The organism is Janthinobacterium sp. SUN026 (assembly GCF_030397625.1).
Taxonomy (GTDB): domain Bacteria; phylum Pseudomonadota; class Gammaproteobacteria; order Burkholderiales; family Burkholderiaceae_D; genus Janthinobacterium; species Janthinobacterium kumbetense.
Genome location: NZ_JAPQNU010000001.1, coordinates 1 through 14,126 on the forward strand (window position 1 = coordinate 1; position 14,126 = coordinate 14,126).

Below are 14,126 nucleotides of genomic sequence, written 5' to 3' on the forward strand. Positions count from 1 at the left end.
TTCGCAAGAGCAACTCGACGCGGTAGCCAGACGACTCAACGAGCGCCCCAGGAAGACGCTACACTACCAAACACCGGCTCAACGATTTGAACAGTGTGTTGCGTTGACCGATTGAATCCGCACATAAGAACGGTCATAGTATGGCTATTTCGTGGGTGCTACGATCTTTCCTCGCCGCAGGTAGTGCCGTTGTGTCGTTTTCACACTGTCGTGGCCCAAAAGATCGCTAGCCGCCTGGTCACCGCGATCATCCGAAGTATCATCGGCCGCCTTCGCGCGTAGGTCGTAAAACCAAAATTCCATGATGTCCTGCGCCAACTCGGGCGCATGTTCTGCGGCTTGCTTTTTTGCCGCGTCGAATTGGGTGCGCAGTGCCGGCGCCGTTAGGTGCTTACCATGCATATTGGTCAGTAGGGCACCTGTAACAACCTTGTGCGTTGTCTTGCGTGCCCGGATGCGTTCCATCAGCCTGGCCAGCTCGCCTGTAATCGTGATGCGCAGTGGCTGTTTGGTCTTTTGCTGCGTGATGATTAAGTAGCCGTCGACGATGTCCCGTTCTGTCATGCGCAACGCATCGGCAGGTCGCTGACCTGTCAGGTAGGCCAAGTCCATCGCATCGAGTAAAGGTGCACTGGCATGCTTGCGTACTGCGGCAAATACCTCGTCCGTAATATAGACGGTTCGTTTTGCCAAAGAATGGCCCTGGATGCCTTCGCATGGGTTTGGCAGGTCTGTATAGCCCCAGCCCCGTGCATGGTTCCACATGGTGGAGAAAACGCGTTTGCAACGGTTCGCTGTGGTCGGCTTGTCCGCATGGTCATCAAGAAACTGCCGAATGTGCATCGGCTTGATTTGATCCAGTGGAGCCTCGTGAAAGGCGGCCAGCAGATGCTTGATGTCTGATCGATACATACGGGCCGAGCTGACGGCCAGCTTCGGCACGGCCTCGACCAAGTAGCGCTTTTGCACATCGGAGAACGTCGCGTTGGCGGTAACCTCGACCACGATGTTCAGTTCAGCATATTTTTTCAGGGCCAGGATGAAGTCGGGCCCAAGTGGAATTTCCTTGCGCGGCTTGTCCTTGGTGTACATGTAGTAGTACACCTTGCCGCTGCGCTGGGTGCGCGGGTGCATACACGGCGGCATGTTCAAATTACGTGTGTTTCGTCGGCCCATTTTTATTGATCCTTGGCATTACCCATGTTTTTTCCCGTGGCGCTTCCTTGCGCCCCTCAACTGCAGCGACCGCGACAACCGGCCGCCCGATGGCATTGACCCAAAAGGGGAGGCCCATCTTCCGCAGTGCCTCAATTTGCTTCGTTTTCATCTTCCGGCCGGTCAGGGCGCAAATATCGTCCATCGACAGGAAGGTGGCATTCGTCGCGATGTGGTCCGCCATACTGTGTCCCTAACTCAATACGGGCATGATGGCCGCTAGCGGCACCGCCCGGAACATGCCCGGCCACTGGTGATCCAGCTCCACCCACGCGTGCAGTTCGCCATTGCCCACGTCGCGGCGCAGGTCGTTGACGGTGCCGGCCTGGTAGCCTTCGTCGGTATCGAATGTCACGCGGTCGCCCAGGGCGATTTGCCGCGGTGAATCGGTCAGGGTGGTCAGCATTGTGGTGCTCCTTTCAGTTTGGCGGTAACGCCGCACACGCCGTAGCGGTCGATGGCAGCGTCGATCACGTCGCCGCTGGATGCGGCGTCATCAAAAAATTCAAAGCGTTCGGTTTGGGTGCGAACGATCACGGCAAAGGTTTTCATGTGGTAGCTCCTTCATGCGATGGGTTGTCGGGGACGATCAGCCGGGGATATGGGCAGGCGTTGACGGCCGCCCAGGCGGCAATCAGTGCTGTTTTTGCCTCGTCCGATAGGTTCGGTATGGGTGCCGCTGGCGGCGTGGCCGGGGCAGGGCGGTCGGGGTGCGTACAGTTATTTACACGAGTCCGAGGAACGGCAACCCCAACAGCCACCCCGCGCCCGCCTGTGGCCTGTACCGGCGTCCACGTATGGCGCACGGACTTGAAGACCACCCCAATCAGATCGCTGCAGCGCACGCCGTAGGGCGTGGTGCGCAGCGTTTCGCCGTAGCGGCCGATGACGGTTTTTTCGTCCTTGGCCAAGGTGACGACCAGTTCCTTGCGCGGCACCAGCGCGCCGCCCTGGGCGCGCAGGTATTCAGCCCAGCAGGCGCGCTTTTCGCCGTCGATCTTTTGCACGGCGTCCCAGGCGCGGCGCATGGCGGCCGGGGCTTCGTTGAGCATGCTTTCCTCGATGCGGCGCAGTTCGCGCCACACGGTGACGGGGGCACCGCCCCATTGCTGGAATTGACGGATGCCCCAGCACGCCGCCCAGGACTCGACGCGTGCCGATGGCGTCAGCTCGACATCGCCTTCGGTGTCGGCCGCGACGACATAGCCTTCTTTCGTCTTGTGCTCGGCCACGCCGTCGATGTTCTTGGCCACATACTTGGCGATGTAGCCGGCGGCGCTGCCCTTGGCCCAGTCGATGCGTTTCACGTCCAGGCGGCGCGCGAAGGCGCCCGGCTCGCCACGGTCCACGCGCCAGGCGTAGCGCTTCATGATGCGGATGGCGCGGCTGGCCACGTCCTGCAGGTGGGCCGTCTTGTATTTCGCGGTGGGGCGCACGAACAGCAGCAGATGCCAATGCGGGCAGCCATCGTGATGCGGCTCGGCGATGCGGAAGCCGTACAGACCGATGCCACGACGCGCCAGCGCGGAGCGGCACAGCGATGTCATCTTGCCGAGATAGGTGTTTGCCTCGCGCGGCGTGGAGCCGTCGAATTTGTCGTTCGGTTTTCCGCTGTGCTGCATGGCGTGGAAGCGCGATGGGCACGTCCAGGTGATGAAAATGCCCTGGTCGCCGCACTCGCGGGCGATCTGCTCAAAGCCGTTGATGCGCAACATCAGTTCGCCGCGCCGGATGGCCTTGTTGGCGGTCGTTTTCTCGGCCAGCTCGGCGATGCTGAATTGCTGGCCGTGCTCGTTCTGCACCAGGGTGGCTGCCAGCGCTGCCGCGTTGCGGCGGTTTTGCGCCAGACGCGACAGCACGGCATCATTGCTGGCGTAGGGTTCGCCGCGATAGTTCACATAGCCCAGGCGGATATTGCCCGCCTCGAAGGCGCGCTTAACGCGCTTGCGCAGCTGGCGGCGCCACCAGCGGGCATCCACCAGGCGGGCGATGGTGTCGGCCAGCACGTCGAACTCGGGCAGCTTGATGCCATACGAGGCGCATTCGTCTTCCATGATTTGCAGGGCGTGCGTGTCGGATACTGCCATCCACAGCATTTTGGTAACGCCGGCCGCCGCGTGTTCGGCGGTGGCCACGATGTCGGCATCGCTTTGCGACAGGTCGACGCCGGCCGGCACGTACTGTTCGGCGAACTCGCGCACAAAGCTGCTGGCGATGGATTCATAGATTTTGTACCAGGACGACCAGGCCATTTTTGCCATGGCGGCTGTGATAACGCGGTTGCGCCACTTGAACGGAATGCGGGCCAGCTCGGGCGCGAACTGGGCGGATCGCAAAAAGGCTTCGTGGCGTTGCGGGGCAGGCAGCAGGATTTGTTTAGATTGCATTCAACAGTCTTTCGTACACACGGATAGCGGCAGAGGTGGCGGCGCGCAGCTCGATGCGCTCTTCTTCGGTAAATGAGTGGATGGGCGATTCCCAGCGGTCGGCGTCCATGCCGGCGGCGATCAGCACGGAGCGGCGCGCGCCACGCGGCGACAATCCCCAGGCCTGGGCAATGAAGGGCGCCAGGTTGCGCGGCTTGATGCTGCGCAACTGGGCCTTGGCTTCGGCGATGGCGGCCAGCGCATGCCCGGCGCCCGGTGGCGTCGGCATGTCCTTGTCGCGCGCCGCCAGAATCTCGGCGGCAGGCTGGAAAGACAGGTGATTGTCGATAAGGGACGCCGGCATGGTTCAGTCCTTGATGACGCCGATGGCCCGCAGCACGCTGGGGGTGATGAGGATCAAGACCGACAGCAGCCAGATGCCGCAGGTTTTGGCCAGGCGCAGCATCAGCGCGCCCCTGGCTTGAGAAAATGTTCTGCCCAGTACGGGAGCGTGTGCGATGTGCCGCAGCAGTGCCGGGAACCCGCTTCAGTAGCGAAAATGTAGTTCACCTCGATGGGCAGCTTGCCGACCAGGGCGCGTTGCTTGGCTGGCGCGAAAAAGCCGTCACGCTCCAGTGCCTGCGCATCGCTGACGATGAAGGTTAGATTGGCGGCGCCGTAGGCGTGATAGGTCTTGGCAATCTCATGGATGTGGGCGGTCAGCGCCGCGATGCCGATACCCGCGCTGGCTTGCAGCAGGAAACACGTTGGTGCCACGGGGACAATACAATTTTGCAAGGTCGGGCGGATCGTGTTTGATGCCATGGATTGGTCGTCATGACGGGTGGCGTGCAGCGTGTTTTCCATCGGTTTTCCTTATTTCAGGTTGAACGAATCCCGCACGCTCAAAAGGGAGCGCAGCAGGGCACAGCAAAAGAGGGGAGTTACGGCGGCCGGGCTACGGCGGCGCGAGGATCGGGATAGTCATCAGCAGCCCGCAGTCAGGTCCAGGGCCAGCTGGCTGGTGGCCGCCGTGCGCGCATGCTGGGACATCGGGATGCGGATATCAGGCTTGGGCATAGCGGACAGCGAGAGGGTGCGCAGCACTTCCAGGCCTGCCACGAAGGAGTGCCCGCAGTCCGGGTTCTGGCACATGTAGGTGATTTCCTTGAACATGGCGGACATCGTGCGGCTTTTGACGGCGCGAACGGTGTATTCGCAATGCGGGCAGGGCAGGCCGATGACTCTCATTTCAGCTTTCTTTCCACTTGGTACAGGGCGCGACCGCGACCCGTCATGTTTTTTGACTGCTTGCGTAAGCGCGACTTGACGAGCCATTCAGCCGCCTGCTCGATACTTGCCAGCCCTTGCCGTTGACGAACGACTTCCAGCGCTGCAAGTTCTTCGTCGTTGATATGAATTTCGTGATCGGGCATGTTCGGCAGCTTTTCAGTTACTCAAAAGTTACTATTCAGGGACTCGGTTTAAGCACTGCGACGCTGTACGCTGTCGATGTCGTCTGCAGCAATGGCGGCAAGAGCTTCACGCATGACGATCTGGCGTACCAGAACGGCTAATTCTTCACCCTGATAATTGGCGATCGAGGAAACGAGTTGGTGCTCATAGTCGTCCAGGCGCAGCATGACTTTATGTTTTCGGATACGTTTTGCATCGGGGTACATGGGCCTGCTCCTGCGCAGTTAAGCGTGATGGACAACGGATAATTGGACGAGTTCGGCCTCGTAAGAGTTCAGGCCGCGCAGTAGCATCAAGCGCATAAATGACGCCCGTGAACGGGAGTCTTGCTGTGCGAATTTTTCCACGCGCTCGATCTCAGGAGGGAGCAAGCGAATCGGGATTGGCTGCGAAAGTGGGTTCTTCGGCTGGCGCGTGACTGGAGCGGTAGATGTCATAGGATATGATTTGTATACGTCACATGGTAATGACGTCACTTTAGTACAAAAAATTGTACTTTGTAACTAAAAGATCGACATATGGATACATTCGGGCAGCGCTTAAAAAGCGAACGGAAACGACTTGGCATGACTCAACCGGAATTCGCACTGGTTGGGAAGGTCGAGAAGGGTACGCAAATTAATTATGAGCAAGACAAAAGATTTCCCAGTGCGGATTATCTAATTGCTATCGCATCAGTGGGCGTCGATACGCAATATGTGCTACATGGCACGGCGGCAAGTAGCGCATTGACGGATGACGAGAATGAGTTGCTAGTCGGCTATCGTAAGTTGGATCTGCGCGGGAAGGCGCGCGTACTCGGCGTTGTCGAGGGGATTATAGAACCGGCGACCGTATCGTCAGCAAGGTCAGTAGAGCGCAATACCCAGATGGTATTTCATGGCAAAGTAGGCCAGCAAATTCATGGAGATATTACGGCTCCCCAAACGATCAACGTTGGTCGCAAAAAAAAATCTCCTTCGTAAATTGCGGAGGAAAGATAGGCTGTCGTTGCTATGGTCAGCAGTCAGATGGAAAGTTGCAGTTTTAACCCCTTTGCTCTTTGCGTGCTGCTGGCCGCACTACCGATGTGACACGATGACTTCCATGGCCAACGGGATTGTCAGAAATTCATGCTATTTCGATGGTAAGGCCTACACTGTCGGTGTTGTCATTGAGACTGCACGAGGTATTAAATGTGAGTGTGCATCTGCAACTTCCGATGGCCTGCCCACGTGGGTGAGCGGCACATGGAGTTAGCTATATGTTCGCCGATGGCAATGCCGGGCATCGGCCAATACCAGAAGTGCCGCACCGCTGTCTCTGTTACCGTGCCGCCATCAAAATCTTCTTGTGACATTTTGCGTATTTTTGCGTTGGTCTGAATGTTATCCTCCGATTCGTAGCTTGCCGGACATTTTGAGCCGACACGCGTTTTACGAAGATTATGCAAAGATTAACTTACCTATTTGCGGCAGCGTTGATGCTGTCAGTTCCTGTTCTGGCAAATTCAGCGGCGAAAACAGTACCTCTTTCATCTGTTGAGGAGCGGCAGTGGATTAGCGCAGTGAAAGCTCACAAGACTTCAGACGGCAAGACTGTCATGGAGGTCCTTAGCCGTGTTGAAAAACGTGCGCTTGGCCGTTTCAAAGTAGCTTCCTACGATGTGTTTTACGACTGGAATGGGCAGCCCAGCACGGTCGTAATATCGTATTGGATTGGTACAAAGCGTAAGCGAGATTTAACGTTTTCAGATCTTGCTTATCCAATGAATCGTAATGGAACGATTGCGAAAATTTCGCTCGTTGACCGGCCAACTCTAGCGGCTTTAGAAAAGGGTGTTGAAGCAATGCTTGCTGAGGTTGATGAGCGCTACCATATGGACTGCCCAACTGACATGCCATCGGAAAACTGCTGAAAGATGCCCTGGCACTATCCGATACCTACTGGCGGGAATCAGCTGCCAAGAGCTGATGTCGTTGGTGGTGGCTGAAAAATCGAGGATGGTAAAAATAGATGAATCGATTATTTCGTGACGCGTAGGCTCAAAAAATTGTGGGAAATAGCCGAAACTAGCTGCCAACGGAGATTTGAATGCTGAAAATTGATATTAATTCAATTGATGAGAATTATTTGCGCCAGCTATGTGAAGACGCATGCCCAGAGTCTGAAACTTTGGATTTCAAACGACAGCTGCCAAGCAAGGCTGACCATGACAAGACCGAAATTTCAAAAGACATTTGCGCCCTAGCGAATTCAGAGGGTGGGGTTATCATCTATGGAATTGATGAGAAGGATGGCGTCGCCTCCTTAATATGCCCGATTACTTCAGAGACTGCAGATTCTGCCTTACGTCGAATTGCTCAAACCACGGATTCAGGTATCGAGCCGAGAGTGCCAAGTGTTCGCACAAGGGCAATTGACGTAGAAGGTGGCTACGTAGTGGTGATCCGTGTAGAGGCTTCTTATGATGGTCCACACTGCGTCCGTTCAAATAGTAACCGGAGATTCGTAATGCGAAACGGAACTACGACAACAGACATGATATACGATCAAATACGTACTGGTTTCACAAGAACAACTGCTTTAATCTCGAAAGCCCGACGGTTCGCGTCTTTAAGAAATATAGAAATTAAAGAGGGGCGCGCAGCGCTTCCTCTTACCGACGGTGCATTGTTAGTCGTTCACTTTACCTCATTGGTGACGCTGGCCGAACGGGCAAAAGTCGATATGGCATCGCTCTATAGCACCGGCTACCAGGAATTGATTGATCCGAATGATGGCGGTGGCACCCGTTCTCTGAATTTGGACGGATTGGTGATCCATGATTGGAGCGGGTCATCCCACGGGTATCGCTTCGTTTTTAGAGATGGAAGTATGGAAGCCGTTTTTCTTGCGGGGCAAGTGACAGAGTACGGTGGACAACAACCGCAACGTATTTTGTGGGGAAAAGAGATTACCCAGGATCTGCGCACCGTTACCCGACAGTTCCTGAAGGTCGCTAAACTCTTGGAGATGAATGGAGCGGCAATCCTGCAATGCTCTATAGTTAATGCAACAAACTATAAATTGGGCACCGGGAATACTTGGGCGGAGGTCAGCAAGCCCGGTGATCGTGGCTTTTACGAACTGCCTCCAGAATGGATAGACAGCATCGAAAACGCAGAAGTCGACAAGGTAATAGCGCCTGTCCTGCATACATTATGGCAGTCTTTCGGACGATCCACTTGCCCCCACTTTGACGGCAACGGGGACTATATCTTTAAGTGATGGCTCTGTTAGTCTATGCAGACGGTTTGGCGTAGCGGTCTTGAAAGGACGATTTTCTTCCTGTTTGGGCGTAGGAATATACGAAGGTTCGGAACGGGGGAAGCAGCCGTTGAGCAGAGGTGATTTGTGCACGTTCATGCCTCTTCTGCGTTGACTATTGCTTGCGTAGGCCACCAGGTTCCTCGCTATTCTCACGGATGATGTCCGGAACTTCGTCGATGCGTTTTCATGCATGCAGAGCCGCCCGCCTGGCGGCCTGTTTGCTCCTATAAAGATGCTCCAGCATCTCGAGCGTACCGAGTCATTGCCTTGCTACTGGCCCGCTTTTTTCTTTTCGCCGCCACGTCCTTCTACTTAGCGCCCCCCGTGATGCCCTCGTCCGGGGCTTGGAATTGTTGAATCGATGGTTCCAAGTTCACAAGACGACTAACACGTTCACTTAGACTTGGCGTTCCATATGGGTGAAATCCATCAAGGGAAATTACATTCTCAAGCTCAATTCCAAATTTTCTTTGAATTTCGTGAAATATTATTTCGATAGCTTTTTCGAATGGCGAGTATGACCTCAATCCTGCAATAAGATTTTTTTCCGCGCTGCAGTACTTCCATCCATCTGGATAAAGTTGGTTGACATTGGTTATGAAATTCTCACATAAGCTTACCATTTTTTCAAATTCTTCTTCGTAATTATCAATTTCCTCATGGGCTGCAAGATCTCTGGCTTCTTTTAATAAGTCCAATAATTCCCCAATCTTGCTGTCCATTTCTGCTATTTTTTTAAAACCATTCTTATGATTGCCATTGCCTATTGTCTTTGCCAACTTGCGTTCAATGCCCGTACGCGCAGAAATTATTGATCCTAATAAAATGGCATAATTTTGGTTAATTGAAATGTTGCCTTTGAAAAGTATTTTTGTTTTCATGTTTGCATTCCTTGAATTTTCAAAATTGAATTGAACGATATTTTTTAAAAGTACCATATTATTGTTATGGATACACTGTACTTGTGAGGTGTATTTCAGTCAAGTTATGAAAGGCCAGTTGAAGCTATCATGTAACCGGTCGTGAAACTTCAGTGCGATCCAGTTAGTATCTGCATCATTCGGTGTAAAGAGTGGCCGATTAAGCGTTTTTGTCGTCGTTTTCTTTGATAATCTCCCGCACTTCCTTGATGTGCTCCCACGCAAGTTTCGCCGCCCGCTTGGCGCCGTGCTTACTCTTGTAAACATGCTCTAGCGTCTTGAGCGTGCCCGTGGCGCCGGCCTGTTCCTGCCCCGCCTTTTTCTTCTTCGCCGCCACGTCCTTCCACTTGGCCACTACGCCTGTGATACCTTCGTCTGGGTCTTTCTCTTCCTCGCGCTCGGCCTCGACCGCTTCCGTCTTCGTTTCAAATTCCACGCGCGTGGTAAAGCCGTTGCCGCCCAGGCTGTGCGTGACCTTGACCGATAGCCATTCGGTGGCGTCGATCTCGGGCTTGAATCCTGTCACGGTGACGGGCGATTGCGGGAACACGGCCGGGTTGCCCAGGGCCAGGCTCATTTCAAACGTGGCCAGGCCGCGCAGGATACGCTGCCATTCGGCCACGGCCGCCGCGCGCGCGTCGGTTTCGCTGGCAAAGGTCGTGCGCAGGCGCTTGCTGTTGCCGGGCACGCCGGCCACGACGCTACGGCGGCGCGCGTAGCGATCGTCGTGCCAGAAGGCGCGCACGCCCGTGTAGGCGTCGCTTTCGGCGCTGTGGTAGCGGTGGCCGTCGCCCAGGGCGCGAGTGATGGGGATGACGGGTAGCGCCTTGCCGCTGGCGGTGCGGCTCTGGTTGATGGGGATGAAGAGTAAGGTGTCGTTCTTGACGGTGGCCACCGCGTCGTATTTCCTGCCCAGCCGGCGCAGGAAGGCTGCATCGCTTTCGTGGGTCTGGTCGATGTGCTCGATGGCGGTGTCGCGCAGGCGCGCCGACACGCCCGACGCCAGCTCGTTGCGAAAGGCGATGGCCTCGATGATGGCGCCCAGGGTGGTCTTGTGAAAGCTGTGTTCCTGCTGCTGTTTGAAGGTGTCGATCAGGTTGGCCGACCTGGCGCGCAGGGTGATGGTATCGGGTGCGCCGCTGTGCTCCACCTCGTCCACGGTGAACTTGCCCATGCCCACTAGACCGGTGGTTTGCCAGCCCAGCGCCAGGGCGATCTGCGCGCCGCGCGGCGGCAGGGCCAGTTTGCCGTCGCTGTCGTCCAGCGAGATATCGAGCTGGTCGCTCTCGTCGCCACGGCACAGAGTCAACGTCAGATTGATCAGCCGCGGCGAGACGATGGCCGTCAAATCCTTGTCCTCGATGCTGACCTTGAAGGCGGGGATATGCTCGCTCATTTGAACTTGTCCGCCGCGCTGCCGATGGCGCCGCTGATGCTGCCGCCGATCTTGTCTTTCATTTCGCTGACCACGCCGCCGTATTTCGACGTGATGCCGCCGACAACATTGCCGATCACGCTACCCACGGCATTCTTGGCCGCGCCAGCAATGCTGCTGGTCATGCCGTCGATGCTGAGCATGTTTTTCAGGTCGCCGATGTCGCCCAGGCCCACCATGGCCAGCACGCCGTCGTCGTCTCGCTTGAGAGAAATGGAAAATTCGACGCGGCGCGCGCCGCCGCTGCCGTCCAGGATGCTGCGCCCCTCGGTCATGCTGGTGATGCGGTATGAGCCGAGAATGCGGCCCGTGCCCTGGATCAGTATCCACGATTTACCGGTGCCGGCCATCATGCGCAGCGCATCGAGCGAATACAGGGAGCCGGTCAGTTCCGGCGCCACCCAGCCCGACAGGGTGATGGTGTCGTCGCCGGGCCCCACATACTGGTGCGCGTCGCGCAGGCCCACGCGGGCCGTGCTGGCGTGCTTCCATTCCGTTTGCCGCTGCAGCTCGTGATAGGCCAGCGTGGGCAGGCTGAAGACGAACATTCCTAAAATCATCATCATGGTGGTGTTTCCTTCTTAATCGTGGTCGCGCAGGGACGAGCGGATGCGTGCCGCCTTTTCGCGGTCGCGTTGTTCCATGGCCGCGTACACGGCGCGCGCGATGGCCTGGGGATCGGAACCGGCTTGTGCCTGGATCGTGATTTCGATCTTGTCGCCCTGAATCGTCATGCCGGCACCGAACCCGCCTTGTGAGAGCGGGGCGCGCGTGTCAAAGGCGCTGGCCGGCAGGGCAGTGGCCGTGCCGATGGCGATGCCGGCGCCCAGTTGCGTCAGGCGCTGCGCCAGGCCCGATACCTTGGCAATTGGCGCACCCTCGCTGCGGTCCAGGCCCACGGCCAGCCCCTGCATGGTGTAGTCGCCGAGCTGGGCAAACACGCGGCTCGGGCTGTGGATGCCCAGCTTTTCCTTGAACCAGGCAATGGTGCTGGAACCGGCATTGCTGATGGCGTCCTTGACGGCGCCCATGGAGCCGGTGATGCCGTTGACCAGGCCGCGCAGGATGTTGGCGCCGAACTCGGTGAACTGGGCCGGCAGCTTGATGCCGAACCAGCTCATGACGCCAGCGAACGCCTGGTAGAACACCCCTGCGGGTGACCAGTTGATGATCAGGGCGGTGATACCGGCCATACCGCCGCTGAAGGTGGTTTTCAGCTGCGACCACAGGCTGGCAATGAAGCCTGTCAGCGGAGCCAGTCCCTCGACAATGCTGTGCCGGATATTGGCGGCAAAGTCGGTGAACTTGGCCGGCAGCGCAATGCCGAACCAGCCCAGCACACCCGCGAAGGCGCGATAGAACAGGCCCAGCGGCGACCAGTTGGCGATCAGGCTATTCACGCCGACGAAGCCGCCGGAAAACGCCGTCTTGACGTCGGACCACAGGCCGCGAAAGAAACCCTTGATTGGCTCCCAGTATTGATAGATCAGGAAGGCGGCGCCGGCAATGACCGTGACGGCAATGCCAATCGGGTTCATCAGAAGAGCGCGGCCCAGCCACAGCACGGCACGCCCGGCCCACATGAAGGTGCCGCCCAGGCTGCGCAAGATGGGCGTGAGCACGCCGCCCGTCACGCCCATCTTGGCGAACATGACGTGCAGCATGGCATACGGGCCGATCAGGGCAGCAATGCCCAGCATCAGCGGGCCGAGCACCAGCAGCAAGCTCGCCAGCACGGCAAAGCCGGCGATCATGACCTTGGCCACGGTCGGGTTGCGTTCCATGAAGGCATTCAGGCGTGTAATTGCGCTGATCGCCATTTCCAGCCCCTGCGCGTACAGCGGCAGGATTTTTTCGCCCATGGTCAGTTTCAGGTTGGCCAGCCTGGCCGTCGCTTCCAGTTCGGCGCCGCCGGCCTGCTGCTTGCCCAAGTCATAAATCTGCTCGATGTCATACGCGCCTGCGTTCAGCTTGGCATTCTTGTGCATCTGGATGCGCTGCCGGAACATGTCCAGAAACTGATTACCGGCCGTGCGGTTGGAAAACAAACTGCCGATGGTGTCCTCAATTTGCTTGGGATCCGTGATGCCTTTCTTTTCCAGTTGTGGCAACAGCACTTGCTCCAGCCACTCAAATTGGCTGCGTCGGAAAATGTCACTGCCCAGCAGGGCGCCAGGGCCAAGGGTGGCACTCTGCGCCACTTTGTCGTGCTTGACCTGACCACGGTCTTTAATCAGCCCCAGTCTTTCCATGTTGCTGACGGCACGTTTCGTGGTGCGCCCCTGATACAAGTTCGTATAGCCGGACATCAGGGCCGTACCGGCGCGGTGGCCGCCGACTTCCTGCACCAGCGGTTCCATCTGGTAATAGAACTGCTTGTCGTCCATGATCTTGGCGGCAATGCCGCCCGTCTTGATGAAGTTCAGCCATTCCGTCGGCCCCACGCGCCCGCCCGTGGCCGTGATGACCTTTTGCATCATGTTGGCCTGGTCGTGGAATTTCTCCGAACTGGCCGTGCCGCCGCGCTGCTCGATGACTTTCAGCAAGTCCATGAAGATGCGCTCGTTCTCTTCGCCCGACTCGGCGCCAAAGAAAGCCTTGTTGGCAAACTTCATCTTGGCCAGGGTGGGCGCGACCATTTCCGCATGGTGTAAGTCGCCAAAGATCGACATCGCGTCGCGCACCAGTTCCAGGTTTTCGTTTTGGCTGGTGCCATAGGTTTTCATGTTTTGGGCGAACTGGATCGCCTGCCGGCTGGTTTTCGGCCCCAGGCCCAGCGCATTCACGCGGGCTTTCTCTAACTGGTAGTGCTTCGCCTCGTGCAGCCCCTTGGCGATGGGCATGGCCATGACCGCGCCGGCCGCTGTCGCGCCGGCGCCGGCCGTGGCAATGTTGCCCGCCTTGCTGCGTAGCTTGTCGGCGTGCTGGGTGGCGTTGGTGACGCGCTGCTGCTTGGCGGCGGAGGCGGCCAAGCGCTTGTGTTGCGAGGCCAGTTCAACGTTCGTCAACTGGATACTGTTTTTTAGCCATTCCTGGGTCTTGCCCAACTGGCGCGTGTCGATGCCGGCGTCTTTCAGACTGGTGCGCAGGACGCGGAATTGCTGGCTCTGTTCTCGGCCTTTCAGCGTCAAGGCCTGCGTGACTTTGACTGCCGCATTAAATTCGCGCGTCAGGGCGCGCGTAGGCGTTGTGGTCTGCTTCATTTTCGCCGCAAGATCATTCAGTTTGTCCTGCGCTTCCTTGAGCTTGGTACGCGTCGCATTGATCCCGCTATGCAGTTCGCGGAATTTCCCCAGGTTCCTCTGCTGCGCGTTCAGCTCGCGCAAGCGGTCGCTGGTCGCCTTCAAGACCTTGGCCGTGTCGCTGGAACCGCCCATGATCTTTTTCAGCGGGCCGGTGATCTTGTCCAGTGCCGCAAACACT

18 protein-coding genes and 1 pseudogene are annotated in these 14,126 nt (G+C 57.3%); 5 read left to right on the forward strand and 14 right to left on the reverse strand.

Features of this window, described 5'->3' with window-relative positions:
* Positions 1-115 (forward strand): annotated as a pseudogene (locus tag OX459_RS00005) (IS30 family transposase); the annotation flags it as partial.
* 29 nt (positions 116-144) lie between these two features.
* On the opposite strand, the gene OX459_RS00010 reads toward OX459_RS00005, so the two are convergent.
* The 10 genes from OX459_RS00010 to OX459_RS00055 form a co-directional block, all read right to left on the reverse strand.
* Positions 145-1,134, reverse strand: a complete 990-nt coding sequence (locus tag OX459_RS00010) for a tyrosine-type recombinase/integrase (protein WP_289903209.1) — start codon at positions 1,132-1,134, stop codon at positions 145-147.
* Positions 1,135-1,153: 19 nt separating this feature from the next.
* Positions 1,154-1,399, reverse strand: coding sequence for a DUF4224 domain-containing protein (locus OX459_RS00015; RefSeq protein WP_289903210.1), 246 nt, complete (start codon positions 1,397-1,399; stop codon positions 1,154-1,156).
* Between the two features lie 9 nt (positions 1,400-1,408).
* A complete protein-coding gene (locus tag OX459_RS00020; RefSeq protein WP_289903211.1) occupies positions 1,409-1,621 on the reverse strand; it encodes a hypothetical protein in 213 nt (70 codons plus the stop codon).
* Positions 1,615-1,767, reverse strand: a complete 153-nt coding sequence (locus tag OX459_RS00025) for a hypothetical protein (RefSeq protein WP_175445254.1) — start codon at positions 1,765-1,767, stop codon at positions 1,615-1,617. Before OX459_RS00025 ends, OX459_RS00020 begins: the two co-directional genes overlap by 7 nt.
* On the reverse strand, positions 1,764-3,602 hold the full coding sequence (locus OX459_RS00030; RefSeq protein WP_289903212.1) for a replication endonuclease: 1,839 nt from the start codon (positions 3,600-3,602) through the stop codon (positions 1,764-1,766). Before OX459_RS00030 ends, OX459_RS00025 begins: the two co-directional genes overlap by 4 nt.
* Positions 3,592-3,945, reverse strand: coding sequence for a hypothetical protein (locus OX459_RS00035; RefSeq protein ID WP_070313738.1), 354 nt, complete (start codon positions 3,943-3,945; stop codon positions 3,592-3,594). The genes OX459_RS00030 and OX459_RS00035 overlap by 11 nt, the downstream gene beginning before the upstream one ends.
* A gap of 101 nt (positions 3,946-4,046) precedes the next feature.
* Entirely contained in the window at positions 4,047-4,448 is a 402-nt protein-coding gene (locus tag OX459_RS00040; RefSeq protein WP_289903213.1) for a hypothetical protein, read from the reverse strand.
* 120 nt (positions 4,449-4,568) lie between these two features.
* Positions 4,569-4,832: an ogr/Delta-like zinc finger family protein gene (locus tag OX459_RS00045; RefSeq protein WP_071079002.1), complete on the reverse strand. Its 264-nt coding sequence runs from the start codon at positions 4,830-4,832 to the stop codon at positions 4,569-4,571.
* On the reverse strand, positions 4,829-5,017 hold the full coding sequence (locus tag OX459_RS00050; protein ID WP_086138170.1) for a hypothetical protein: 189 nt from the start codon (positions 5,015-5,017) through the stop codon (positions 4,829-4,831). Before OX459_RS00050 ends, OX459_RS00045 begins: the two co-directional genes overlap by 4 nt.
* 48 nt (positions 5,018-5,065) lie before the next feature.
* Positions 5,066-5,263: a hypothetical protein gene (locus tag OX459_RS00055; RefSeq protein WP_289903214.1), complete on the reverse strand. Its 198-nt coding sequence runs from the start codon at positions 5,261-5,263 to the stop codon at positions 5,066-5,068.
* A gap of 312 nt (positions 5,264-5,575) precedes the next feature.
* Between OX459_RS00055 and OX459_RS00060 the strand changes: the two genes are divergently transcribed.
* The 4 genes from OX459_RS00060 (at position 5,576) to OX459_RS00070 (ending at position 8,306) form a co-directional block, all read left to right on the forward strand.
* On the forward strand, positions 5,576-6,022 hold the full coding sequence (locus OX459_RS00060; protein ID WP_289903215.1) for a helix-turn-helix transcriptional regulator: 447 nt from the start codon (positions 5,576-5,578) through the stop codon (positions 6,020-6,022).
* 121 nt (positions 6,023-6,143) lie between these two features.
* A complete protein-coding gene (locus tag OX459_RS28045; protein WP_354669645.1) occupies positions 6,144-6,296 on the forward strand; it encodes a DUF1496 domain-containing protein in 153 nt (50 codons plus the stop codon).
* A 187-nt stretch (positions 6,297-6,483) separates the two neighbouring features.
* A complete protein-coding gene (locus tag OX459_RS00065) occupies positions 6,484-6,954 on the forward strand; it encodes a hypothetical protein (RefSeq protein WP_289903216.1) in 471 nt (156 codons plus the stop codon).
* Between the two features lie 176 nt (positions 6,955-7,130).
* The gene (locus tag OX459_RS00070) at positions 7,131-8,306 is read left to right on the forward strand and encodes an ATP-binding protein (RefSeq protein WP_289903217.1); all 1,176 of its coding nucleotides are present in this window, start codon (positions 7,131-7,133) and stop codon (positions 8,304-8,306) included.
* 350 nt (positions 8,307-8,656) lie between these two features.
* Here OX459_RS00070 and OX459_RS00075 read toward each other — a convergent pair whose 3' ends face one another.
* The 4 genes from OX459_RS00075 to OX459_RS00090 form a co-directional block, all read right to left on the reverse strand.
* A complete protein-coding gene (locus OX459_RS00075) occupies positions 8,657-9,229 on the reverse strand; it encodes a hypothetical protein (protein WP_289903218.1) in 573 nt (190 codons plus the stop codon).
* Between the two features lie 199 nt (positions 9,230-9,428).
* On the reverse strand, positions 9,429-10,664 hold the full coding sequence (locus OX459_RS00080; protein WP_289903219.1) for a phage late control D family protein: 1,236 nt from the start codon (positions 10,662-10,664) through the stop codon (positions 9,429-9,431).
* Positions 10,661-11,269, reverse strand: a complete 609-nt coding sequence (locus tag OX459_RS00085) for a phage tail protein (protein WP_289903220.1) — start codon at positions 11,267-11,269, stop codon at positions 10,661-10,663. Before OX459_RS00085 ends, OX459_RS00080 begins: the two co-directional genes overlap by 4 nt.
* A gap of 15 nt (positions 11,270-11,284) precedes the next feature.
* On the reverse strand, positions 11,285-14,125 hold the full coding sequence (locus OX459_RS00090; RefSeq protein ID WP_289903222.1) for a phage tail protein: 2,841 nt from the start codon (positions 14,123-14,125) through the stop codon (positions 11,285-11,287).
* Position 14,126: the final 1 nt, after the last annotated feature.

Excerpts from the sequence above, each read along its gene's own strand:
- OX459_RS00010 (WP_289903209.1), bottom strand. The coding sequence starts at position 1,134 with ATGCACCCGCGCACCCAGCGCAGCGGCAAGGTGTACTACTACATGTAC.
- OX459_RS00015 (WP_289903210.1), bottom strand. The coding sequence starts at position 1,399 with ATGGCGGACCACATCGCGACGAATGCCACCTTCCTGTCGATGGACGAT.
- OX459_RS00020 (WP_289903211.1), bottom strand. The coding sequence starts at position 1,621 with ATGCTGACCACCCTGACCGATTCACCGCGGCAAATCGCCCTGGGCGAC.
- OX459_RS00025 (WP_175445254.1), bottom strand. The coding sequence starts at position 1,767 with ATGAAAACCTTTGCCGTGATCGTTCGCACCCAAACCGAACGCTTTGAA.
- OX459_RS00030 (WP_289903212.1), bottom strand. The coding sequence starts at position 3,602 with ATGCAATCTAAACAAATCCTGCTGCCTGCCCCGCAACGCCACGAAGCC.
- OX459_RS00035 (WP_070313738.1), bottom strand. The coding sequence starts at position 3,945 with ATGCCGGCGTCCCTTATCGACAATCACCTGTCTTTCCAGCCTGCCGCC.
- OX459_RS00040 (WP_289903213.1), bottom strand. The coding sequence starts at position 4,448 with ATGGAAAACACGCTGCACGCCACCCGTCATGACGACCAATCCATGGCA.
- OX459_RS00045 (WP_071079002.1), bottom strand. The coding sequence starts at position 4,832 with ATGAGAGTCATCGGCCTGCCCTGCCCGCATTGCGAATACACCGTTCGC.
- OX459_RS00050 (WP_086138170.1), bottom strand. The coding sequence starts at position 5,017 with ATGCCCGATCACGAAATTCATATCAACGACGAAGAACTTGCAGCGCTG.
- OX459_RS00055 (WP_289903214.1), bottom strand. The coding sequence starts at position 5,263 with ATGTACCCCGATGCAAAACGTATCCGAAAACATAAAGTCATGCTGCGC.
- OX459_RS00060 (WP_289903215.1), top strand. The coding sequence starts at position 5,576 with ATGGATACATTCGGGCAGCGCTTAAAAAGCGAACGGAAACGACTTGGC.
- OX459_RS28045 (WP_354669645.1), top strand. The coding sequence starts at position 6,144 with ATGGCCAACGGGATTGTCAGAAATTCATGCTATTTCGATGGTAAGGCC.
- OX459_RS00065 (WP_289903216.1), top strand. The coding sequence starts at position 6,484 with ATGCAAAGATTAACTTACCTATTTGCGGCAGCGTTGATGCTGTCAGTT.
- OX459_RS00070 (WP_289903217.1), top strand. The coding sequence starts at position 7,131 with ATGCTGAAAATTGATATTAATTCAATTGATGAGAATTATTTGCGCCAG.
- OX459_RS00075 (WP_289903218.1), bottom strand. The coding sequence starts at position 9,229 with ATGAAAACAAAAATACTTTTCAAAGGCAACATTTCAATTAACCAAAAT.
- OX459_RS00080 (WP_289903219.1), bottom strand. The coding sequence starts at position 10,664 with ATGAGCGAGCATATCCCCGCCTTCAAGGTCAGCATCGAGGACAAGGAT.
- OX459_RS00085 (WP_289903220.1), bottom strand. The coding sequence starts at position 11,269 with ATGATGATGATTTTAGGAATGTTCGTCTTCAGCCTGCCCACGCTGGCC.